This window comes from Mycobacterium deserti (assembly GCF_025345615.1).
GTDB lineage: Bacteria > Actinomycetota > Actinomycetes > Mycobacteriales > Mycobacteriaceae > Mycobacterium > Mycobacterium deserti.
Map to the genome: position 1 here is coordinate 845,337 of NZ_JAODWD010000003.1, position 21,282 is coordinate 866,618.

Annotated in this window: 19 protein-coding genes; 14 read left to right on the forward strand and 5 right to left on the reverse strand. The window is 67.5% G+C overall.

The window, feature by feature from the left end; genetic code table 11:
* Nucleotides 1–2: 2 nt before the first annotated feature.
* Nucleotides 3–749, reverse strand: a complete 747-nt coding sequence (locus N4S67_RS15515; RefSeq protein WP_260993843.1) for a TVP38/TMEM64 family protein — start codon at nucleotides 747–749, stop codon at nucleotides 3–5.
* 149 nt (nucleotides 750–898) lie between these two features.
* Here N4S67_RS15515 and mutA point away from each other — a divergent pair, with 149 nt between their 5' ends.
* Genes mutA through lipL form a run of 4 tightly spaced genes read left to right on the forward strand, consistent with a single transcriptional unit; the run spans nucleotide 899 to nucleotide 7,352 of the window.
* Nucleotides 899–2,746, forward strand: a complete 1,848-nt coding sequence (mutA, locus tag N4S67_RS15520) for a methylmalonyl-CoA mutase small subunit (RefSeq protein ID WP_260993844.1) — start codon at nucleotides 899–901, stop codon at nucleotides 2,744–2,746.
* 3 nt (nucleotides 2,747–2,749) lie between these two features.
* Complete coding sequence (gene scpA, locus N4S67_RS15525; protein WP_260993845.1) at nucleotides 2,750–5,038, forward strand: methylmalonyl-CoA mutase; 2,289 nt, start codon at nucleotides 2,750–2,752, stop codon at nucleotides 5,036–5,038.
* A gap of 5 nt (nucleotides 5,039–5,043) precedes the next feature.
* Complete coding sequence (gene meaB, locus N4S67_RS15530) at nucleotides 5,044–6,024, forward strand: methylmalonyl Co-A mutase-associated GTPase MeaB (protein ID WP_260993846.1); 981 nt, start codon at nucleotides 5,044–5,046, stop codon at nucleotides 6,022–6,024.
* A gap of 59 nt (nucleotides 6,025–6,083) precedes the next feature.
* A complete protein-coding gene (gene lipL, locus N4S67_RS15535; protein WP_260993847.1) occupies nucleotides 6,084–7,352 on the forward strand; it encodes an esterase/beta-lactamase LipL in 1,269 nt (422 codons plus the stop codon).
* Nucleotides 7,353–7,362: 10 nt separating this feature from the next.
* On the opposite strand, the gene N4S67_RS15540 is transcribed toward lipL, so the two are convergent.
* Together N4S67_RS15540 and N4S67_RS15545 are read right to left on the reverse strand one after the other, a co-directional pair.
* Complete coding sequence (locus N4S67_RS15540) at nucleotides 7,363–8,100, reverse strand: hypothetical protein (RefSeq protein ID WP_260993848.1); 738 nt, start codon at nucleotides 8,098–8,100, stop codon at nucleotides 7,363–7,365.
* Between the two features lie 44 nt (nucleotides 8,101–8,144).
* Nucleotides 8,145–8,513, reverse strand: coding sequence for an XRE family transcriptional regulator (locus N4S67_RS15545; protein WP_260993849.1), 369 nt, complete (start codon nucleotides 8,511–8,513; stop codon nucleotides 8,145–8,147).
* 137 nt (nucleotides 8,514–8,650) lie between these two features.
* Here N4S67_RS15545 and N4S67_RS15550 point away from each other — a divergent pair, with 137 nt between their 5' ends.
* The 3 genes from N4S67_RS15550 to N4S67_RS15560 all read left to right on the forward strand — a co-directional run bounded on the left by N4S67_RS15550 (nucleotide 8,651) and on the right by N4S67_RS15560 (nucleotide 13,489).
* On the forward strand, nucleotides 8,651–9,298 hold the full coding sequence (locus N4S67_RS15550; protein WP_260993850.1) for a hypothetical protein: 648 nt from the start codon (nucleotides 8,651–8,653) through the stop codon (nucleotides 9,296–9,298).
* A 255-nt stretch (nucleotides 9,299–9,553) separates the two neighbouring features.
* Nucleotides 9,554–12,664: an isoleucine--tRNA ligase gene (ileS, locus tag N4S67_RS15555; protein ID WP_260993851.1), complete on the forward strand. Its 3,111-nt coding sequence runs from the start codon at nucleotides 9,554–9,556 to the stop codon at nucleotides 12,662–12,664.
* A gap of 9 nt (nucleotides 12,665–12,673) precedes the next feature.
* The gene (locus N4S67_RS15560; protein WP_260993852.1) at nucleotides 12,674–13,489 is read left to right on the forward strand and encodes a methyltransferase domain-containing protein; all 816 of its coding nucleotides are present in this window, start codon (nucleotides 12,674–12,676) and stop codon (nucleotides 13,487–13,489) included.
* A gap of 28 nt (nucleotides 13,490–13,517) precedes the next feature.
* Here the strand turns inward: N4S67_RS15560 and N4S67_RS15565 are convergent, their stop codons facing one another.
* Nucleotides 13,518–13,748 carry an RNA-binding S4 domain-containing protein gene (locus tag N4S67_RS15565; RefSeq protein ID WP_260993853.1) on the reverse strand — a complete coding sequence of 77 codons (231 nt, stop codon included), beginning with the start codon at nucleotides 13,746–13,748 and terminating at the stop codon, nucleotides 13,518–13,520.
* Nucleotides 13,749–13,953: 205 nt separating this feature from the next.
* Between N4S67_RS15565 and N4S67_RS15570 the strand changes: the two genes are divergently transcribed.
* Nucleotides 13,954–15,348 carry a DNA polymerase IV gene (locus tag N4S67_RS15570; RefSeq protein WP_260993854.1) on the forward strand — a complete coding sequence of 465 codons (1,395 nt, stop codon included), beginning with the start codon at nucleotides 13,954–13,956 and terminating at the stop codon, nucleotides 15,346–15,348.
* 146 nt (nucleotides 15,349–15,494) lie between these two features.
* Here the strand turns inward: N4S67_RS15570 and N4S67_RS15575 are convergent, their stop codons facing one another.
* The gene (locus N4S67_RS15575; RefSeq protein ID WP_260993855.1) at nucleotides 15,495–16,415 is read right to left on the reverse strand and encodes an asparaginase; all 921 of its coding nucleotides are present in this window, start codon (nucleotides 16,413–16,415) and stop codon (nucleotides 15,495–15,497) included.
* Between the two features lie 42 nt (nucleotides 16,416–16,457).
* Here N4S67_RS15575 and lspA point away from each other — a divergent pair, with 42 nt between their 5' ends.
* From lspA to N4S67_RS15605, 6 genes are read left to right on the forward strand one after another with little or no spacing between them, the layout of a single operon-like run.
* Nucleotides 16,458–17,021 (forward strand): signal peptidase II, encoded by a 564-nt coding sequence (lspA, locus tag N4S67_RS15580; RefSeq protein WP_260993856.1) that lies wholly within the window; start codon nucleotides 16,458–16,460, stop codon nucleotides 17,019–17,021.
* Nucleotides 17,018–17,947 carry an RluA family pseudouridine synthase gene (locus tag N4S67_RS15585; protein ID WP_260993857.1) on the forward strand — a complete coding sequence of 310 codons (930 nt, stop codon included), beginning with the start codon at nucleotides 17,018–17,020 and terminating at the stop codon, nucleotides 17,945–17,947. The genes lspA and N4S67_RS15585 overlap by 4 nt, the downstream gene beginning before the upstream one ends.
* The gene (gene rarD, locus N4S67_RS15590) at nucleotides 17,944–18,846 is read left to right on the forward strand and encodes an EamA family transporter RarD (RefSeq protein ID WP_260993858.1); all 903 of its coding nucleotides are present in this window, start codon (nucleotides 17,944–17,946) and stop codon (nucleotides 18,844–18,846) included. Before N4S67_RS15585 ends, rarD begins: the two co-directional genes overlap by 4 nt.
* 51 nt (nucleotides 18,847–18,897) lie before the next feature.
* Nucleotides 18,898–19,275 carry a YciI family protein gene (locus N4S67_RS15595; protein WP_260993859.1) on the forward strand — a complete coding sequence of 126 codons (378 nt, stop codon included), beginning with the start codon at nucleotides 18,898–18,900 and terminating at the stop codon, nucleotides 19,273–19,275.
* Complete coding sequence (locus N4S67_RS15600) at nucleotides 19,260–20,486, forward strand: RNA polymerase sigma factor (RefSeq protein WP_260993860.1); 1,227 nt, start codon at nucleotides 19,260–19,262, stop codon at nucleotides 20,484–20,486. Before N4S67_RS15595 ends, N4S67_RS15600 begins: the two co-directional genes overlap by 16 nt.
* A 31-nt stretch (nucleotides 20,487–20,517) precedes the next feature.
* Nucleotides 20,518–21,213, forward strand: a complete 696-nt coding sequence (locus tag N4S67_RS15605) for a TetR/AcrR family transcriptional regulator (protein WP_260993861.1) — start codon at nucleotides 20,518–20,520, stop codon at nucleotides 21,211–21,213.
* Nucleotides 21,214–21,282: the final 69 nt, after the last annotated feature.

Here is a 21,282-nt window from a genome sequence, read left to right on the forward strand (position 1 = left end):
CCTCAGCGGCTGACGGCAGGCTCGGTGGACTGTTCGAAGCCCTCGACCGGCGATCGGTGCGCGCGGCGGTGCGCGCGGACCTCTAACACCAGGCCCGCCACGCCGACGCTCGCGGTGCACACCGAGACGAGCACCAGGAGCGGGTTCACGTTGCCGGTCAGCGCGTCGCCGAGGATCACGACGGCGGCGGTGCCCGGCAGCAGACCCGCCAGAGTGGCGAGCGTGTACGGCAGGACCCTGACCGCCGACGCCCCGGCGGCGTAGTTCAGCACCGAGAACGGCACGGCGGGAATCAGCCGCATCGACACCACCGTCGGCCACCCGCGCTCGCGCAGCCGGGCGTCCAGCGAGGCGATCCGCGGGTGGCTCACCAACCGGTTCAGCTGCCACCCCGCGGCGCGGACCAGAAGGAGCGCGATGAGGGCACTGACGGTCGCGGCGCTCACCGCCAGCGGTACGCCGAGCGCAGGGCCGAAGAGGAGGCCGGCGGCCAGCGTGAATGCCGTGCGGGGGAACGGAAAGACGGTCACCACGATGTGGGCGGCGAGAAAGGCCAGCGGGAACCACGGGCCGACGGACCTCGCCCAGTCGCGCAGTTGAATCGCCGTCGGCAGCGGTACGAACACCGCAAATGCGACGAGGATCACAACGCCGGCCACGATGGTCACCACACGCCGCCGCGGCAGGCCGGCCGCCGTCGCCGCCACCGCGCCGGGTACGGCGCGCAGCGTGCTGACGACGGGTTTCACAGCTACCCACAGTACGTGCCGAGGCGCCGGTACTCCTGTCGGCGACGTAGTGAGTCGCCCGCCCGGCGGTCCGCGGCGTGACGCCGATCATTTAGCCTGATGAGCGGTGGGATGAACAACATTCAGCAGCGTTTGTCAGCTAGTGGGAGATGCCGGTGCCCGTAGAGAGCGCAGAGTCGGATCGCGAGCAGTGGCGGACCGCGGTTGCGGCCGTCCTGGCCAAGACCGCCCGCAAGGACCCGGCCGAGCTCGGCGCGGAGCCCGAGCAACTCCTCGACTCGCCCACGTACGAGGGCTTTCCGATCCGGCCGCTCTACACGATCCTCGACGCCCAGCCCGAGGCTCCGCTGCCCGGCCGCTGGCCGTTCACCCGCGGCGGCGACGCTCTGCGCGACGTGAAGGCGGGGTGGAAGGTCGCCGAGTCCTTCCCCGCGCCAGGGCAGGTGTCGGTGGCCGACGGAAACGGGGCGGTGTTGTCGGCGCTCACCGCGGGGACCGGCGCGCTGGTTCTTCGCATCGGACCTGATGACGGCGTGCCGGCCGACGAGGTGGACCGCCTACTCGAGGGCGTGTTCCTCGAACTGGTGCCGGTCGTGCTCGACGCAGGCGCCGAGTACACGGCCGCGGCCGACGCGGTCCTCGCGCTCACCACGGGCCTCGACGACGAACGCCGGGCCCGCCTTTCGGTCGATCTCGGGGCCGACCCACTGACCGCACCGTTGAGCCGGCGTCCTGCGCCGTCGATGGACGACGTCGCAGCCGTCGCCGCGAAGGCGGCGGGCTATGACGGTCGGGTCCGGGCGATCACCGTCGACGGCGCGGCGTTCCACGACCTCGGCGCCAACTCGTCGTGGGAGTTGGCCGGCGCTATCGCCGCGGGCGTGACGTATCTGCGACAGCTGAGCGAGCGAGGTGTGTCGGTATCGGATGCGCTGCGACAGGTCAGCTTCCGGTTCGCGGCTGACGACGACCAGTTCATGACGATCGCCAAGCTGCGGGCGGCCCGGCAGGTGTGGGCCAGAGTCGCCGAGGTGGTCGGTGCCGCCGAGGCCGGCGCGGCGACCATTCACGCGGTCACGTCCGCACCGATGATGTCGCAGCGCGACCCCTGGGTGAACATGTTGCGCACGACCGTCGCGGCGTTCGCCGCAGGCGTCGGGGGAGCGGACACGGTGCTGGTGCGCACATTCGACAGCGCGGTACCGGGCGGATTGCCCGGTACCGCACCGAGTTTTGCCCGGCGCATGGCGCGCAACACTCAGCTCCTGCTGCTCGAGGAGTCACACATCGGCCGAGTGCTCGACCCGGGCGGCGGGTCATGGTTCATCGAGGACCTCACCCGCGCACTGGCCGAGCAGGCTTGGGAACACTTCCGCGACATCGAATCCCGCGGCGGTTTCGAGTCGGCGCGCGACTACGTGACCGAGCAGATCACTGCGGTCGCTGAGAAACGCCGCGATGACATCGCGCATCGGCGCACGGCGCTCACCGGCGTCAACGAATTCCCGAACCTCGCCGAAGCGCCGCTGCCGCATACAGAGCCGGTGCCGGGCATCGAGCGTTACGGCGCGGCGTTCGAGGCACTGCGGGATCGCTCCGACGCCTACCTGGCCGAACACGGTCAGCGCCCCACAGCGGTGTTGCTGCCGCTCGGCCCGCTCGCCGAACACAACATCCGTGCGACGTTCGCGGCCAATCTGCTGGCCTCGGGCGGGATCGAGGCGGTGAACCCGGGGCAGGTGAGCGCCGACGACGTCGGCCGGGCGGTCTCCCAAGCAGGGACCGCCGTCGCCGTCATCTGCGGCACCGATGCGCGGTACGGCGAGGACGTCTCCGAGGTCGTGAAAGCCGCTCGCGGCGCAGGTGTGTCGCACGTCTACCTGGCCGGACCCGAGAAGGCGGTCGCCGACGCCGCGAACAAACCCGACGAGTACCTGACCGCCAAGATCGACGCGATCGCCGCACTGTCGACCCTGCTGACCCGATTGGGGGCCTAGATCATGACCGCCTTGGGACAGAACACCGGACAGAACACCGAACCCGCGAAGATCGAGAGCTTCGCCGACGTCCCGCTCTACGGCGAGAAGACGGCCGCCCCCGCCACCGAAGCCGCGGTGAGCGAGCAGATCGCGGCAGCGGCGCAGGCCCATGGCTACACGCCGGACCAACTCGCCTGGGCCACACCGGAAGGCATCGACGTCAAACCGGTTTTCATCGCCGCCGACCGTGACGCGGTCGCCGATGCCGGCTATCCGCTGGACACCTTTCCCGGTGCGCCACCGTTCGTGCGGGGGCCGTACCCGACGATGTACGTCAACCAGCCGTGGACCATCCGCCAGTACGCCGGCTTCTCGACCGCCGCCGAGTCCAACGCCTTCTACCGTCGCAATCTCGCGGCCGGCCAGAAGGGCCTTTCTGTGGCGTTCGACCTGGCCACCCACCGCGGTTACGACTCCGATCATCCGCGCGTGGCGGGTGATGTCGGAATGGCGGGTGTGGCAATCGATTCCATCCTCGACATGAGGCAGCTGTTCGACGGGATCGATCTGTCGACCGTGTCGGTGTCGATGACCATGAACGGCGCAGTGCTGCCCATCCTCGCGCTGTACGTCGTGGCGGCCGAGGAGCAGGGCGTGCCGCCGGAGAAGCTGGCCGGCACCATCCAGAACGACATCCTCAAAGAGTTCATGGTCCGCAACACCTACATCTATCCGCCCAAGCCGTCGATGCGGATCATCTCCGACATCTTCGGCTACACCAGCGTGAAGATGCCGAAATTCAACTCGATCTCGATTTCGGGCTATCACATCCAAGAAGCCGGTGCCACAGCCGATCTCGAGCTGGCATACACGTTGGCCGACGGTGTGGAGTACATCAAGGCCGGGCTGGACGCCGGTCTGTCGATCGACAAGTTCGCGCCGCGCCTGTCGTTCTTCTGGGGCATCGGCATGAACTTCTTCATGGAGGTCGCGAAACTCCGTGCGGGCCGGCTGCTTTGGAGCGAGCTGGTCGCGGAGTTCGGGCCGAAGAACGACAAGTCGCTGTCGCTGCGGACCCATTCGCAGACCTCCGGCTGGTCGCTGACCGCGCAGGACGCGTTCAACAACGTCGCACGCACATGCATCGAGGCGATGGCCGCGACACAAGGGCACACCCAGTCGTTGCACACCAACGCGCTCGACGAGGCGCTGGCGCTGCCGACCGACTTCTCGGCCCGCATCGCGCGCAACACCCAACTGCTGCTGCAGCAGGAGTCGGGCACCACGAGACCGATCGATCCGTGGGGTGGGTCGTATTACGTGGAGTGGCTGACCCATCAGCTCGCCGAGAAGGCGCGCGCGCACCTGCGTGAGGTCGCCGAGCACGGCGGCATGGCACAGGCCATCGGCGAGGGCATCCCGAAGCTGCGCATCGAGGAGGCCGCCGCACGCACGCAGGCCCGCATCGACTCGGGCGCCCAACCGGTGATCGGCGTCAACAAATACCAGGTGGACGAAGACCAGGAGGTCGAGGTCCTCAAGGTGGAGAACAGCCGCGTGCGGGCTGAGCAGATTGCCAAGCTGCAGCAGCTGCGCGCCGCGCGTGACGAGACCGCCACCCAGGCGGCGCTGGCCGAATTGACCCGCGCCGCAGGCGAACACGGGGTGGCCGGCGACGACGGCCTGGCCAACAATTTGATGGCCCTAGCCATCAACGCGGCCCGTGCGCACGCCACTGTCGGTGAGATCTCCGACGCGCTGGAAAGGGTCTACGGGCGGCACCAGGCCGAGATTCGCACGATCGCGGGCGTCTACCGAGATGAGGTGGGGAAGGTCAGCAACATCTCTACCGCAACAGAACTGGTCGAGAAATTCGCCGAGGCCGACGGCCGCAGGCCACGCATCCTCGTTGCCAAGATGGGGCAGGACGGGCACGACCGCGGTCAGAAGGTGATCGCAACGGCGTTCGCCGACATCGGTTTCGACGTCGACGTGGGCTCGCTGTTCTCCACTCCCGACGAGGTGGCGCGCCAAGCCGCCGACAACGACGTGCACGTGGTCGGGGTGTCCTCGCTGGCGGCAGGTCACCTGACGCTGGTGCCTGCGCTGCGCGACGCGCTGGCCGAGGTCGGCCGGCCTGACATCATGGTGGTCGTGGGTGGGGTGATTCCGCCCGGCGACTTCGACGAGTTGTACGCCGCGGGTGCGACGGCGATCTTCCCGCCCGGGACGGTGATCGCCGACGCCGCGATCGGCCTGCTGCACAAACTGGCCGACCGACTCGGCTACGACCTGGGCGCCACCACCTGACCTGGATGTCGGATCCGATCGCAGGCCTCGCCGCCGCCGTTCGCAACGGCGACCGCGCGGCCCTGCCCAAGGCGATCACCCTCGTTGAGTCGACGCGGGCGGATCATCGTGAGCAGGCCCAGCGACTGTTGCTGGAATTGATGCCGCAAGCGGGCAGCGCGCTCCACGTCGGAATCACCGGTGTGCCCGGCGTCGGCAAGTCCACGACCATCGAGGCCCTCGGCATGTACCTGCTCGAGCAGGGCCACCGCGTTGCGGTCCTCGCCGTCGACCCGTCCTCGACGCGGACCGGCGGGTCGATCATGGGCGACAAGACCAGGATGGCGAAGCTGGCCGTGCACCCCGACGCCTATATCCGCCCGTCGCCCACCTCCGGCACGCTCGGTGGCGTCGCCAAGGCCACCCGCGAGACCATCGTGCTGCTGGAGGCCGCCGGCTTCGATGTGATCCTCGTCGAGACCGTCGGTGTCGGGCAGTCCGAGGTGGCCGTCGCCAACATGGTCGACACGTTCGTGTTCCTCACCCTGGCCCGCACCGGCGATCAGTTGCAGGGCATCAAGAAGGGCGTGCTCGAACTCGCCGACGTCGTCGTGGTGAACAAGGCCGACGGAGAGCACGCCGTCGAGGCGACGTCCGCGGCGCGCGAGCTCGCCGGCGCTATCCGGCTCATCTATCCGCGCGAGACACTCTGGCGCCCACCGGTTCTCACGATGAGCGCGCTGCACGGTACCGGGCTGGCCGAGCTGTGGGAGACGGTGGTCAAGCACAGGCAGGTGCTCACCGACGCCGGGGAGTTCGAGGCGAGGCGACGCACCCAGCAGGTCGATTGGACGTGGTCGATGGTTCGCGACACGGTGCTGGACCGCGTGCTGTCGCATCCGGAGGTGAAGAAGCTCCGCGCGGAGGTCGAGCGCCAGGTGCGCGACGGGGAACTCACCCCGGCACTTGCTGCGGAGCGCATCATCGAAGCCGCTGACGTGCAGTGATCTAACAAATCGGTAACGCCTCGGTTATTTGCCGCGGGTGCAGGTAAATTAAATGCATTGTGACGCGTGTCAACTCCGAGCGCAGTGCAGCGCTCCCACACGGTGTTCAGGGCGCGGCGGATTCAAATTTCGCCTGCACCCTGAACGGTTTCTCGCAGCTTTTCCCTGGCCGCCGTTTCGGCGGCGGCGCGCTGGCGGTGTATCTGCACGGCGAGCCGGTGCTCGACGTCTGGACGGGCTACACGGACCGGCGCGGCACCCAGTACTGGACCGAGAACACCGGAGCCATGGTCTTCTCCGTCACCAAAGGGCTGGCTTCGACGGTCATCCATCGTCTGGCTGACCGTGGCCTGATCGACTACGACACACCGGTGGCCGAGTACTGGCCGGAGTTCGGCGCCAACGGCAAGGCCGCCATCACGGTCCGCGACGTGATGCGGCATCGCGCTGGCCTGTCGCAGCTCGGTGGGGTCAGCAAGGCCGAACTGCTGGACCACGTCGCCATGGAGAAGCGCGTCGCGGCGGCTCCGGTGAACCGGATGCTGTACGGCAAGCCGGCCTACCACGCGCTGACCTACGGCTGGCTGATGTCGGGTCTGGCGCGAGGAGTCACCGGCAAGGGCATGCGCGTGCTGATCCGCGAGGAACTCGCCGAGCCCCTCAACACCGACGGGCTCCACCTGGGCAGACCACCGGTCGAGGCGCCCACCCGTGCCGCGCAGATCCTGGCGCCGCAGGGCACGATTGCCAACCCGATCTTCAACTTCGTCGCTCCCCGCATTGCCGCGCTCACCTACTCGGGCGGCTTCGGGTCGATGTACTTCCCCGGTATGAAGTCCGTTGTGCAGGGCGACACGCCGTTCCTGGATTCCGAGATCCCCGCCGCTAACGGCGTCGCGACCGCCCGTGCGATCGCGAAGATGTACGGCGCGATCGCCAACGGGGGACGGGTTGACGGCACGCAGTTCCTGTCGCAGGAGCGGACCGCACTGCTTACCGGTAAGGCGAGCTACGTGCCCGACCGCAACATCTTCGTGCCGCTGAGCTTCCATCTCGGGTATCACGCGCTGCCGTTCCCGCCGGGTTTCATGCCGGGATTCGGTCACGCCGGGCTCGCGGGCTCGGTCGGCTGGGCGGACCCGGCCTCGGGCATGTCGTTCGCGTTCGTGCACAACCGCCTGTTGACCCCGATGCTGTTGGATCAGGCCGCGTTCGCGGGCCTTGGGGCACTCATCCGCAAGGATGCAGCCCGCGCGCGCAAGCGGGGCTATCAGACCGTCGCGGACCTCGGCGCGTCGTACCAGATGCCGCGCACCGTCGCCGGCTGAACCGCGCCGATCAGTGGTTCGCCCGGCTGAACCACCGGGTCTTGCGCCGCCAAGACTCCGCCGACGTCAAGGCGAACCCGGCGCCGCACATGCAGGCGAAGACCCAGACCCACGCGGTGCTGACGCCGCTCGTCTGAAGCGCAGGGACGAACGCGGTCACCAGGCGGGCGACGCACGCGGCGATTCCCGCGGCCGACGACACCAGGTAGATGTTCGCGATGTTGCGTGACCGCGGGTCCCTACGCAGCACCATCAGGGCGCGGCAACCGTAGCCCAGCAGATAGATGAGGATTCCGCACAGGATCAGCCAGTACGCGTTCAGCCAGGCATCCGTCGGCACCTGGAAGAAGTCGGGCTTGTAGATCTCTGCGCCGTTGCCGAACGAGAAGGCGACCAGCAGCAGCGGGATGCACAGGGTGGCGGGCAGCTCGACGTACTTCTTGAACGACTTCTGCAGCAAATGGTCGTCCTGCAGGCGACCGAGCGCGTTGTAGACCACGGCCGACGCGGCGACGATGTAGCAGTCGTGCCCGATGAAATCCTCGAGATTCCATTTACCGGTGAGTGCGTGCAGCGCGACGCCGAGCGTCTCGGAAGCCCAGGGCGACATCAACACCACGGCTACGCCCTGCAAAGCGATATTGAGAGTGGCGGCGACTTCCCAGCGAGACGACCACGTGACCCGGCGTATCCACAGGCTCCAGGCGATACAGCAAAGCGTGATCGCGATGAGGGTCGCCAGAGCCATTAACGTTGCCTTCGAGCCGCCGTGTACTCAGCAAAGTGTACGGCTTAGAGGGGCGGAGCGTCACTCCGCGGTCGGAGCTCGGACAGCTTCGGCGCGCGGGTGCGCGTCCTCGTCGCGTCGCGCAAAGCGGTCTGCGCGCCGCCCACCGATTCGAGGGCGTCGACGTAGTTCAACACTTCCTGCCGAGTCATCAAGCCGAACCTGATCTGCAAGTCCGGGTAGCTCAGGCCGAACCGGTCGGCCACTCGGCGCAGTTCTTCGGCGTCGGGGTAGTCGATCTCCTTGATACGCCGGTAATACGTGCTGCTCGAGGTCCCCAGTGCGTCGTAGATGTCCTTGGCTTCGACGTCACCGTCGAGTAGGTAGTCAAGCAACGCTTTGAGCTGTCTGCCGTTCTCGTCGGTCCGTGGCACCTACATACCATAAACCACAACTCCCGCTTTTGGGCAGTGGCATCCGCAAACTGGACGAGGTTGCCTTAATTGACACTGACGTCACAGTTTTGGGAGCTATCTCCCATTTATGGGACACCTGAGCTATCGTTGCTCACATGGTTGCCCCTTACCTGGTCTCGCCGGTATCCGAGGTTCTGAACCCGTTCGGCGATTTCGCGACAGCAACGGTCTCCGTGGTCGACTACGCGCTCACGGACGCTGGCCCCTGCGCTGCCACGGCGTGTGTCTCGACGCCGGCAGCCAGCGAGTTGACGGCCGAGCTCGACGGCGCCACGCAGTGGCTGGGCGTCGCTGCCGACGAAATCCTTCTGGCCGCGTTGGCGCGCACCATCGCGCGCACGCTCGGTGACGGGATCGTCCCGGTCGACATCGCAAGTGCGGGTCGCCCGATGCTCGATGCCGTCCCCGTTGCCTGTGCGGTGGCACAGCAGGCCGGCGCCACCGAGGTGCTCGGCAGTGTGCACCGCGTTCTCGCGGTCGCGACCGAACGTGCCGCCCACGGTCCGTCGGAGGTCTACTTCAACTACATCGGCGCGGTGGCCGACGGTCCCGAGCCTGTTCAGGAGACGCCGCCCGCCATGGGTCACGCCTTGGAGGTTCGTGTGTACCGCACCGGCGGACTCATCCATGTCGACTGGTGGTACGACACGAACCGTTTCGAGCGCTACACGATCGAGGAACTTTCCGAGCAGTTCCCGCTGTCGCTCTACGAGATGACGTCGGACGCGTTGCCCCCGGCTTAACTCGTTTGGACGGGCCACTAGAATCGACTGTCAACGGCACCGATCCGGCTATCACCGGGGAGCCTTCGGAAGAACGGCTGGCTGACAGCCAAGTAGAACCGAACGGGTAGGCCCGTCACCGCCTGAGATGAGCGGCGCACGTCGAGGTGCGCAAGCGGGGTGGTACCGCGGCGCTCGCGCACCGGCGCGACGTTCGTCCCCGTGCCGACATGTTGGCTTTCGTCCGGAGCCTCAACTTGGCACAGGAGCCGCGCAGTGACCGCCTACCCCAAACCGACCGCCGGCGCGCCGAACTTCCCGGCGCTGGAAGTCGATGTCCTGTCCTACTGGGAGAGCGACGACACCTTCCGCGCCAGCATCGAGGGCCGCGACGGCGCACCCGAGTACGTGTTCTACGACGGTCCGCCGTTCGCGAACGGCCTGCCGCACTACGGGCACCTGCTCACCGGCTATGTGAAAGACATCGTGCCGCGCTATCGCACCATGCGCGGCTACAAGGTCGAGCGCCGTTTCGGGTGGGACACTCACGGCCTGCCCGCCGAACTCGAGGTTCAGCGGCAACTCGGCATCAGCGACAAGGCCCAGATCGAAGAGATGGGCATCGAGAAGTTCAACGACGCATGCCGCGCCTCGGTGCTTAAGTACTCAGGCGAGTGGCAGGCCTACGTCACCCGCCAGGCACGCTGGGTGGACTTCGAAAACGACTACAAGACACTGGATCTCGGCTACATGGAGTCGGTGATCTGGGCGTTCAAGCAGCTGTGGGACAAGGGCCTGGCCTATGAGGGCAACCGCGTGTTGCCGTATTGCTGGAATGACGAGACGCCGCTGTCCAGCCACGAACTGCGCATGGACGACGACGTGTACCAGAGTCGGCAGGATCCCGCGATCACCGTGGGCTTCCGGGTCCGCGACGGGGCACTCGAAGGCGCCCATCTGCTGATCTGGACGACGACGCCGTGGACGTTGCCATCGAACCAGGCCGTCGCGGTCAACCCAGACGTCACCTACGTCTGCGTCGTCGCCCCTGACGGCAGGCGCTACGTCTTGGCCGAGGCGCGGCTCGGCGCGTATGCGCGTGAACTCGGCGAGGAACCCGAGATCGTCGCCACCTACGCCGGTCGGGACCTGCTCGACACCCGCTACGTTCCGCCGTTTCCGTACTTCATGGACGCGCCCGGTTCGTTTCGAGTGCTGCCCGCGGACTTCGTCAGCACCGAGGACGGCACCGGCATCGTGCACATGTCACCCGCATACGGCGAGGACGACATGGCGACCGCGCAAGCGGCGGGGATCACCGCCGTCACGCCGGTCGACGCGAAGGGGCGGTTCGACTCGACCGTCCCCGACTACGCGGGCCAGCACGTGTTCGACGCCAACCCGCAAATCATCCGTGACCTGAGGAACCAGGATCGCTCGGCGGCGGCCAACGGCGCCGTGCTGCTGCGCCACGAGACCTACGATCACTCCTATCCACACTGCTGGCGGTGCCGCAATCCATTGATCTACCGGGCGGTGTCGTCATGGTTCATCAAGGTGACCGACATCCGCGACCGCATGGTCGAGCTCAACCAGCAGATCACCTGGTATCCCGAACACGTCAAGGACGGCCAGTTCGGTAAGTGGCTGCAGGGGGCGCGGGACTGGTCGATCTCGCGAAACCGCTACTGGGGCACCCCCATTCCGGTATGGATGTCCGACGATCCGGAGTATCCACGCATCGACGTCTACGGCAGCCTCGATGAGTTGGAACGTGACTTCGGCGTACGGCCGACGAATCTGCACCGGCCCTACATCGACGCGCTGACACGGCCGAACCCCGATGATCCCACCGGAAAGTCGACAATGCGGCGCATCGAAGACGTGCTCGACGTGTGGTTCGACTCGGGGTCGATGTCGTATGCGCAGGTGCACTATCCGTTCGAGAACCAGGAGTGGTTCGACTCTCACTTTCCGGGTGACTTCATCGTGGAGTACATCGGCCAGACGCGCGGCTGGTTTTACACCCTGCACGTCCTGGCCACCGCGCTGTTCGACAAGCCGGCGTTCAAAACCTGTGTCGCGCACGGCATCGTGCTGGGCAACGACGGCCAAAAGATGAGCAAGTCGCTGCGGAACTATCCAGACGTCACAGAGGTCTTCGACCGCGATGGCTCCGATGCGATGCGCTGGTTCCTGATGGCCTCGCCGATCCTGCGCGGCGGCAATCTGATCGTCACCGAGCAGGGCATCCGCGAGGGCGTGCGTCAGGTGCTGCTCCCGCTGTGGAACACCTACACGTTCCTGGCGCTCTATGCGCCGAAGAAGGGCACCTGGCGCACCGACTCTGCGCATGTGCTGGACCGCTACATCCTGGCCAAGCTCGCCGAGTTGCGCGACGGGCTCACCGACGCTTTGGACGTCTGTGACATCTACGGCGCCTGCGATCAACTGCGCCAGTTCGCCGAAGCGCTCACGAACTGGTATGTGCGACGGTCGCGCTCGCGATTTTGGGACGAAGACCCCGACGCGATCGACACGCTCCACACCGTTCTCGAGGTGACCGGGCGGCTGGCCGCCCCGCTGCTGCCGCTGATCGCCGAGGTGATCTGGCGAGGCGTCACCGGCGAGCGTTCGGTGCACCTGTCCGAGTGGCCCGCCGCGGACGAGCTGCCGCACGACGCGGAACTCGTCGCGGCGATGGATCAAGTGCGCGAAGTGTGTTCGGCCGCGTCGTCACTGCGTAAGGCAAAGAAGCTGCGGGTCCGGCTGCCGTTGCCGAAACTGACGGTGGCGGTAGAGAATCCGAACCGGCTGCAACCGTTCGTGGATCTGATCGCCGACGAGCTCAACGTCAAGCACGTCGAGCTCACCGACGACATCGCGGCCTACGGCCGCTTCGAGCTGACCGTCAACGCCCGCGTCGCGGGACCGCGGCTCGGCAAAGATGTGCAAGCGGCGATCAAAGCCGTCAAGTCAGGCCAGGCCGTCGCCAACGCCGACGGCACGTTGACTGCGGGGCCTGCGGTGCTGCAGCCGGCGGAGTTCAGCTCGCGGTTGGTGGCGGCCGATCCTGAGTACACCGCTGCGCTGCCCGACGGAGCAGGGCTGGTGGTGCTCGACGGAACGGTTACTGCTGAACTCGAGGCCGAGGGCTGGGCGAAGGACCGTATCCGGGAGCTTCAGGACCTGCGCAAGTCGACCGGACTGGAAGTGTCGGACCGCATTTCGGTGGTGGTGTCGGTGCCCGCGGAACGCGAGGAGTGGGCGCGCACCCATCGTGAGTTGATCGCGCGCGAGATCTTAGCCACCACCTTCGAGTTCGGCGAGCCTCTCGAGCCCGCGGAGATCGGCGACGGGGTGAGGGTCACCATCGCGAAGGTATAAGGTCGCCTCATGAGCGGCCCGGAGTACGTGCTCGGGAGCGACGAGAACGAGATTGCTCGGCTGCAACGGCAAGCGGCGGCGATCGCCGAACCGACCGCGCTCCTGTTGCGACGGGGTGGGGTAGGCCCGGGGATGCGTGTGCTCGACCTGGGAAGCGGGCCGGGCGATGTGTCGTTTCTCGTGGCCGACATCGTTGGTCCGCACGGATCGGTGGTCGGCCTGGAACGCGATCCGGCACAGTTGGCCGTCGCCGAAAGGCGGTTGGCCGAACGCGATTCGCGCAATGTCAGTTTCCGCGGCGGTGATGCGCGGACATTTCAGGACGATCTGCCATTCGAGGCGGTGGTGTGCCGGCTACTCCTGATGCATCTGCCCGATGCGGCGGACGTGGTCGCCCATCACACCCGGCACCTGCGATCCGGTGGAGTGTTCGTCGCCGTCGATTACGACATGAGCGGCGTCAGGGCGGAGCCGCCCGTCGGGCTGCTGGCCGACGTCACCCGCTGGATAGTCGAGGGCTTCCAGTACGCCAAGGCGGACCCGTTCGTCGGGATTCATCTGCCCCTCCTGCTTCGCGATGCCGGATTGACCGACGTCGGTTCGGTTGGGCTGCAACAATACTGGCCATATGACGACCCGGAGGCACCCGAGCTGGTGACGGGTGTCGTGCGATCGCTGGCGCCGGCGATCATCGCGTCGGGTGCGGCCACCGCCGCTGAACTCGACATCGACACCCTCGCAAGCCGAATCGACGCTGCGGTCAGTGCCGCGGGTGCGGTATGGACGGGCCCGACCGTGGTCGGCGGCTGGGGTCGCCGGGGCTGACGCCTGCCGTCAGTAGTTCACGACGTGGTCAGCGCGACCCCTCGGCTACGCGGGCGGCCCGTCCTCCTACGGACACCGTGTCGCCGGGCTGCAGTTGGCGTCCTCGGCGGCGTTCGACATCGCCGTTGACCGTCACCTCGCCCTCGGCGATGACCGCTTTGGCATCCGCTCCGCTGTCGATGAGGCCGGCGAGCTTCAGAAACTGCCCCAAGCGGATCGAACCGTCTCGGATCGGGACGTCACGCGTCGGTTGCGTCATGGTCGCCACGCCGGCGACGTCGCTACGATCCGGGCTACATCGGCCCGTCCGCCGTAGTACGACTGCGCGAGGCCCGTGGCGACCATGAGCACCATCAGCTCGGTGCGCAGCCCCATCAGCCGACGCAGCCGTACGAAGGCGTGAGAACCCGCCGTGCGGGCCTGTTGGTCATGGGCGTCAGGCTAGCGCCCTAGCATCGGCAGGTGTGGACGCTCGGTGGGTCCTGCACCTCGACATGGACGCGTTCTTCGCGTCGGTCGAGCAGCTGACGCGTCCGACGCTGCGCGGACGGCCCGTCCTGGTCGGCGGTCTGGGAGGTCGCGGCGTGGTCGCGGGGGCCAGCTACGAGTCCCGAGTGTTCGGCGCGCGGTCCGCGATGCCGATGCATCAGGCCCGCAGGCTGGTGGGTGCCGCCGCAGTCGTGCTGCCCCCCCGCGGCGTGGTCTACGGTGTCGCGAGTCGGCGCGTGTTCGAGACGGTACGTACGTTCGTGCCTGTGCTGGAGCAACTTTCGTACGACGAGGCGTTCGGCGAACCGGTCGAGCTGGCCGGTGCGTCCGCCGCTGATGTCGCGGCGTTCTGCAGGGCCTTGAAGGCCAAAGTGCTCGAGGAGACGGGACTGATCGCGTCGGTCGGTGCGGGGTCCGGGAAGCAGGTCGCCAAGATCGCCTCCGACCTCGCAAAGCCCGACGGGATCAAGGTCGTGACCCGCGCCGAGGAACGCGAAGTGCTCGATCGGCTACCGGTGCGGCGCCTGTGGGGCATCGGGCCCGTCGCCGAGGAGAAACTGCACCGGCTCGGCATCGAGACCATCGGTGCATTGGCCGCGTTGTCCGACGCCGAAGCCGCCAACATCCTCGGCGGGACCATCGGCCCGGCGCTCCATCGGCTGGCGCAGGGTATCGACGAACGTCCGGTCGCCGAGAACGCCCCGGCCAAACAGATCAGCGCCGAGTCCACCTTCCCCGAGGACCTGACCACCCTGGATCAGCTCCGCGAAGCGTCGGGCCCCATCGGCGAGCACGCGCACAAGCGGTTGCAGAAGGACGGCCGCGGTGCCCGCACGGTCACGGTGAAGCTGAAGAAGTCCGACATGAGCATCCTCACCAGGTCAGCGACGTTGCCGTACGCCACCGACGATGCGGCCACGCTGATCGCCACCGCGCGCCGGCTGCTGCTGGACCCCATGGAGATCGGGCCAATTCGGCTTGTCGGCGTGGGCTTTTCAGGCTTATCCGACGTGCAGCAGGAATCACTGTTCCCGGACCTCGAGCTGACGACCGAGGAGGACACCGTCTCCGACGCCGGGCTGCCCCCGACCGTCACCGACCTGGCGGCCACCCCGCCGGCCTGGCGCGTCGGCGACGACGTGTCGCACACCGAGCACGGACACGGCTGGATCCAGGGCGCGGGCCACGGTGTCATGACGGTTCGCTTCGAAACCCGCGGGACCGGCCCAGGAGTCGCGCGGACGTTTCCCGACGACACTCCCGACGTCAGCCGCGCCAACCCGGTCGACAGCCTCGATTGGCCGGACTACGTCTCCGAGCTGAGCCGTCACCAGAGCTCGGCGGAGGAGTCCGAGACCCGGAGACCGTGATTGGCACAGGTCGTGCAGCGCACGACGGCCTGGGCTTCGACGGCACACGTCGCACCCCAGTTCTCGAGGGGGTAGCCCTTGGGAAGGACGTTGACGTCACGGGTGAACGACGCGGTGTCCGAGTGCCGGTACTCGGTTCCTCTCTATCAGCCCCACTGCGCGACCACGTCGGGGATGGCCGAACCCGCCGCCAACGCGGCCATCAGGAGCACTCTGGCTTGCGGTGGCCGCAGCCTCGGCATGAAGAGCGCCCCAGCATTGGCCATATCGCGCCCCGGCCCGTAACCGGGGCTGACCCGCCCGCCGGGCACCCGCGTCGACACCGCGACCGTCACACCGTGGCGGCAGTGTCGGCGCACGCCCTCGACCACCGCCGGACCCGCATTGCCCGAGCCGAGCGCCTCCAGCACGAGTGCGCGAGCCCCAGCGGCCACGCAGGCGTCCATCGCAATGGCGTCGCTGCCGGGGTACACCGCGATGACGTCCACTCGTGGGGCCGCCGAGGCCGCCGACGCGCCCAGAAACGGACGTCGCTTGCCCAATCGGAGGTCGAACCGCCCGTCGGCCACCCCGCCCACCGCCGCGCCGGTGAAGCCGCGTAGATCCGCTGTGGCGATTTTCTGCAGGCCCAGCGGCTGCCACACCGTATGCGCGAAGCTCACCAGCACACCGAGTTCGCGCGCCTGCGGACTGGCCGCCACGGTCAGCGCATCGCGCAGATTGGTCGGCCCGTCGGCGTCCGGCGCGTCGGCGCTGCGCTGCGCGCCGGTGATGACCACGGGAGCGGCGCCGTTGTAGGTCAGCTCGAGCCAGAGTGCCGTCTCTTCCAGCGTGTCGGTGCCGTGGGTGAGCACCACGCCGTCGGCGTCGGCCGCCGTGATCGCTGCCCGCATGCGGTCCCAGTCGGCCGGTGTGAGCATCGAGCTGTCCATCGACATCACGTCGACGACCTCGGCGTTCAGGCCGGACGTCAGGTCCGCACCAGTGCGCGTGGGCCGCTTCACGCCGTCGGCACCGGTGCTGGTGGCGATCGTGCCGCCGGTGGTGATCACGACAAGCCGCCCCATGGGGGAATTCTCGCTCATCGGAAGCTTTGGGATGATGGGGGAGTGACTGAGCAATCGTCGGGATCGGCGGACCCCGTGACCGAGCCCGAAGCGCCACCACCTGCGGTGAGGCGGCGGTTGCGGCTGCTGCTGAGCGTTGCGGCGGTGGTGCTGGCGCTCGACATCGTCACCAAGGTGCTCGCCGTCCGGTGGCTGACCCCCGGCCAGCCCGTGTCGATCATCGGTGACACCGTCACCTGGACGCTGGTCCGCAATTCCGGTGCTGCCTTCTCGATGGCCACCGGTTACACGTGGGTGCTCACGCTGGTCGCCACCGGTGTGGTGATCGGCATCATCTGGATGGGTAGGCGGCTGGTCAACCCGTGGTGGGCGCTCGGACTCGGAATGATCCTCGGCGGTGCGCTGGGAAACCTGGTGGACCGTTTCTTCCGCTCGCCCGGTCCGCTGCGCGGGCACGTGGTGGACTTTCTGTCCGTCGGTTGGTGGCCGGTGTTCAACGTCGCCGACCCGTCGGTGGTCGGCGGCGCGATTCTGCTTGTGGCGCTGTCGTTGTTCGGATTCGACTTCGACACCCAAGGGCGGCGCAAGCCGGACAAACCCGAGTGACAACTCGCTCGATGCCGGTGCCTGAGGGCCTGGCGGGAATGCGTGTCGACGCCGGGCTGGCGCGCCTGCTCGGGCTGTCCCGAACGGCGGCGGCCGCACTCGCTGAAGACGGCGGGGTCGATCTGGACGGGGCGCGTGCGGGCAAGTCGGACAAGTTGACCGCGGGCGCGTGGTTGGAGGTCCGGCTGCCGGAAGCGCCTGCGCCGGTGGAGAACACGCCCGTCGATATCGAGGGTATGTCGATTCTCTACTCGGACGCCGATATCGTCGCGGTCGACAAACCGCCGGGTGTCGCGGCCCATGCGACGGTCGGCTGGCAGGGACCGACGGTGCTCGGCGGCTTGGCCGCTGCCGGCTTTCGGATCAGCACGTCGGGAATCCATGAACGGCAGGGCATCGTGCACCGGCTCGACGTCGGCACCTCCGGGGTCATGGTGGTCGCGCTCTCCGAACGGGCCTACACGGTGCTTAAGCGCGCGTTCAAACAGCGCACCATCGACAAGCAGTACCACGCTCTGGTGCAGGGTCACCCCGACCCGTCGAGCGGAACCATCGACGCGCCGATCGGGCGCCACCGCGGTAACGACTGGAAGTTCGCGGTGACCGAGCAGGGCAGGCACAGCGTCACCCACTACGACACTCTCGAGGCGCATCAGGCCGCGAGCCTTCTCGACGTCGAGTTGGAAACCGGTCGCACCCATCAGATTCGCGTGCACTTCGCCGCTCTGCATCACCCCTGTTGTGGTGATCTGACCTACGGCGCAGACCCGACGCTGGCCAAAAAGCTCGGCCTGGAACGTCAGTGGCTGCACGCGCGATCGCTGGCGTTCGCGCACCCGGCCGACGGCAGGCGGGTGGAGATCACCAGCCCATATCCCTCCGATCTTCAACACGCCCTTGACGTGTTGCGGCACCAAGACCTGTGAACGACGCGCGCAGGTCCGGGCTGCTGTTCGGCGTCGGCGCGTACGGGATGTGGGGGCTGTTCCCCGCATTCTTCCCGCTGCTGAAACCCGCCAGCGCGCTTGAGATCTTGGCGCACCGCATCGTGTGGTGCTTCCTGCTGATGGTGGTGGTGATCGCCGCCGTGCGACGACTCGGCGATCTGCGCGCGATCACCGGGCGAACGTGGCTGCTGTTGACGTTGGCGTCGGCCCTCATCTCGGTGAACTGGGTCATTTACATCTATGCGGTCAACAACGGCCACGTGGTGGACGCCGCTCTCGGCTACTTCATCAATCCGTTGGTGACGGTCGCCCTGGGGCTGGTGCTGTTTCGCGAGCGCCTCAACGCCGCGCAGTGGGTGGCTCTGGTGATCGCGGTCGGTGCGGTGGTGGTGTTGACCGTGGAAGTCGGGGCCCTGCCGGTGATCGGCCTCGGCCTGGCGTTGTCGTTCGGACTGTACGGCGCGGTCAAGAAGGTGGTGCCCGTCGATCCGCGGGTCAGCGTCGGTGTCGAAGCCGCGATCGCGACTCCGTTGGCGCTCGCGTACCTCGTGGTGCTCCAGGTCGCCGGCGACGCCACGTTCGCCCACCACGGTGGTGGCCACGTCGCGCTGATGGTCCTGTCCGGCGCGTTGACGGCGTTGCCGCTGCTGTGCTTCGCCGCGGCCGCGCAACGGCTGCCGATGGTCACGATGGGCCTGCTGTTCTATCTGACGCCCGCCATGCAGCTGACGTGGGGCGTGGTCGTCGGGCATGAGCCGATGCCCCCGGCACGATGGCTGGGGTTCGGCCTGATCTGGCTGGCGCTGGCGGTCTTCACCGTCGACGCGTTTTTTCGGGGCCGTGTCGATCGAGCCTCGCTCGAATCGTCATACCGGTGAGAAGCGCTCGTGCGATGAGCGTTTGACACCACGTCAGAAAGGGCGCAGAACATGCGGTACTGCTTGTTGATGCACTACCAGGAAGGCTCCGAGGTCGGCCTGACCGAAGAGGACATGGCTCCCGCGATGGAGGCCTTCAAGGCCTACGCCGACGATCTGTCAGCTGCCGGAGTGCTCGTCGACACCGAGGTGCTCGAATCCGTGGTCGCCACCACCACGGTGACCGCCCGCAACGGCGCTCCGGAGGTGCAGGACGGTCCGTTCGCCGACACCAAGGAGAAGCTGGGCGGCATCTTCGTGATCGACGTCGACGACCTCGACGAGGCGTTGAAATGGGCGCACCGGAATCCGGCCAACGGCTGGGGCTCGGTCGAAATACGCCCGGTTGCAACGACATACGCGGTCGACCGCGGATGGTACAAGCCGTAATCGTCCGGCAGCGAGTGGCCGACCTGACTCGCACGTCCTACGGTCGGCTCCTCGCCGTGCTGGCGGCGCCGACACGCGACATCACCGCCGCCGAGGACGCCTTGGCCGACGCGATCGAACGCGCGCTGGCCAGGTGGCCCGACGAGGGGATACCCGCCAATCCCGAGGGCTGGATTCTCACGGTCGCCCGCAACCGGCTGCGTGACCTGTGGAAGTCGTCGGCCCACCGGCTCACCGGCCCACTCGACGAAACCCAGCACGCCCCGGTGGCTTTGGACGACGACACGTCACCCATTCCGGATCGGCGACTGGAGCTCATGTTGGTCTGCGCGCATCCCGCAATCGCCGAGAACGTCCGCACACCGCTGATGCTGCAGACGGTGCTGGGTGTCGAAGCGGCCGCGATCGCCGACGCGTTCATGGTGCAGCGGGCGACCATGGCGCAGCGGCTGGTGCGGGCCAAGAGGCGCATTCGTACTGCCGGGATCCCGTTCGTCCTGCCCGAACGCGCGAACCTCGCGGAGCGCCTGCCCGCTGTGCTGGAAGCCGTTTACGGCGCGTACGCGATCGACTGGCAGGCATCCGAGGCGCCGATCGATTCGCTGTCGGCCGAGGCCATGCACCTGTCGCTCGTGGTGGCCGAACTCCTGCCCGATGAACCGGAGGCCCTCGGCCTCGCCGCGCTGATGTGCCTGTCCGAGTCGCGGCGGCCCGCGAGGCGATCGGCCGACGGAGCGTTCGTCCCACTCGGCGAACAGGACCCCGCACGCTGGGACCGCGCGCTGATCGAACGTGGTGAGACGATGCTGCGCCGCGCACATCAGTTCGGTGCGCCCGGTCGATTCCAGTACGAGGCGGCGATCCAGTCCGCGCATTGTGCAAGAGCGGTGACCGGTCGCGTCGACGGCCACGCCCTGCAGAAATTGCACCGGGCGTTGCTGCGGACGGCGCCGTCGCTGGGTGCGGCGGTCGCCTCGGCCGCGGTCCACGGCGAAGTCGACGGGCCCGAGGCGGGACTACGGGCGCTCGGCGCGATCACCGACCCTGCCGTCGAACGGTTCCAGCCGGCGTGGTCGACGCGCGCGCATCTCCTTGCTGCCGCCGGGCGGACCGAAGAAGCCGTCGCCGCCTACCGGCGGGCCATCGACCTCGCCCCGCACCCGAGTGTCGCCGAGTACCTTTTGCGGCGTATGCGCTCAGCCCATGGTTGACCTCATAGCAGCAATGCCATAGCGTTTGCTCGTGGGGAGCGATTTGCAGCCTGGTCGGGGACGGGGCCGTCCGGTCGGGTCGGATTCGGCTGAGACGCGGGCGACTATCCTGCGCGCGGCACGCGAAGTGATCATCGAACGCGGGTACGAAGCGGCGACCTTCCAGGCAATCGCACAGCGCGCGGGCTTCTCCCGCCCGACGATGCACTACTACTTCAACACCAAAGAGCAGGTTTACGAATGCCTCCTGCAGGAGGCCTACTCAATGGTCTCCGACTGCATCGCGATAGCGCAGCGGGAAAATACCATGCTCAAACAGTTGTCGGCGTTCGTGACTGCCGCTCAGCGGTCGGATCTCAAAGACGGGTCGACCATGAGATTCATCATCACCTCGCGCATGGAACTGCACCGCAACCCCGGCCTTCGCGGCGGCAACACCCCGGCGACAAGGGCGGTCGCGGAGTTCTACGCCTGGATGGTCGACGACGCGATCCGGCGCGGGGAGATCTCCGCCGACATCGAGCGCGACGCAGTGGTCAACATGTTGTTCGCCATGTTCTGGGGGATGGGATTCTTCGCCGGATTCGTGCACGGGCGCGACGATGTGATGGCAGTAGCCAAGCAACTCCACAAGCTTTTCACGCACGGATTGCTGGAGTCGACGCAGTACGACCGTTACCCGCTCGGTGCAGTGGCGGGGGGCGCAAGCGGGCCGGACGGGATGTAGGAAAAGGTCCGATTTCTCCCGGCCCGTCCGACCTCTCCCGCGACGGCGGGCGGACAGGCAAAAGACACG